General features: G+C 50.6%; 1 protein-coding gene. It reads right to left on the bottom strand.

What is annotated here, in order from left to right:
* Positions 1-101 precede the first annotated feature (101 nt).
* On the bottom strand, positions 102-1,027 hold a 926-nt coding region (locus tag EWH12_RS21910), incomplete at its 5' end, for a BNR-4 repeat-containing protein (protein ID WP_207212479.1).

The following is a 1,027-nucleotide window of genomic DNA, read 5'->3' as shown; positions in this document are numbered from 1 at the left end:
CAAACCTTCCCGACTATGCTCTCGCCGGGCAATACCAGTCCATGCCACCATTCACTCCATCTTGTCGCAAAGACGGCTGAATCACAACATGCTGGTATTGCTCAACAACTTTCGGATCGGGCTCTTACAAGAAAATTCGTCGCCGGGTCGGACTTCCGACGCCATACAATTGCTAAATGGAACGTCCCATCATCGCCGCGCACGAAGTCAGTAGGATACGCAGAAAGTGGCCCTTCCTGATCGTGATCGGCCAAAAATGCCGAAGCATTCACCCTGCTCCATTTCGTTCCATGAAGGACGTTGATTATCCATTTGCCGTCACCGCTCCCGCCCGATCTATAAATAAAGATCAGACGCCCTGAATTGTCATGGTCGAAACGCGGGTAAGTAGTTCTATTTTCCTCTGTGCCGACCATTTTTTGCAGTACAAAACTATCCACGCTATTGGGGGATGTCGCACGAGCGTAGATTAGCGGAGATACATGCATATTGCCGGCGATATGCAATCTGTCTTGAGCATCAAATGCCATAGCAATGCCGTTATGACTATCCCAGCCCGCGAAAACAGATCCGATTCGACCTACACAAAGCCGCTTCGTTTTGGGATCATATTTCGCAACACTCAACCGTCGATCAGCATCGTAAAAGCCGAAATAGATATTCCCTTTATGCTTAATCGCAGGATAGGTAACATTAACGCCAGACCAAGCGTCACCAAGCCGCACCATATTCCAGCCCGCTACGGAACTGTCAGATTTCGCCTCTGCACAACGTACAGGCTGCGCATTTGCTGAAACCACATGCGACAACGGCAAAACCATCGCCAAAAGACCAAACCCTGCTTCACTGCGCATTTTCATAAAGGCATTTCCACTTCGCATCTGCGATAGAAACCTCCGACGGTCGTGTCCCACGGGGTGGTGTAGGAAGGTTTCCCTGAGAGGGTGGCCACCGTCGATCTTCTGGTAGGGTTCGGATGCGAACTCGAACCTGGAGAAGAAGACGATGACCGATGACAGAATGGCCC

Source organism: Sphingobium cupriresistens (assembly GCF_004152865.1).
GTDB lineage: Bacteria > Pseudomonadota > Alphaproteobacteria > Sphingomonadales > Sphingomonadaceae > Sphingobium > Sphingobium cupriresistens.
Note: the sequence above shows the minus strand (reverse complement) of the source record. Positions and strands in the feature narration are given on the sequence as shown.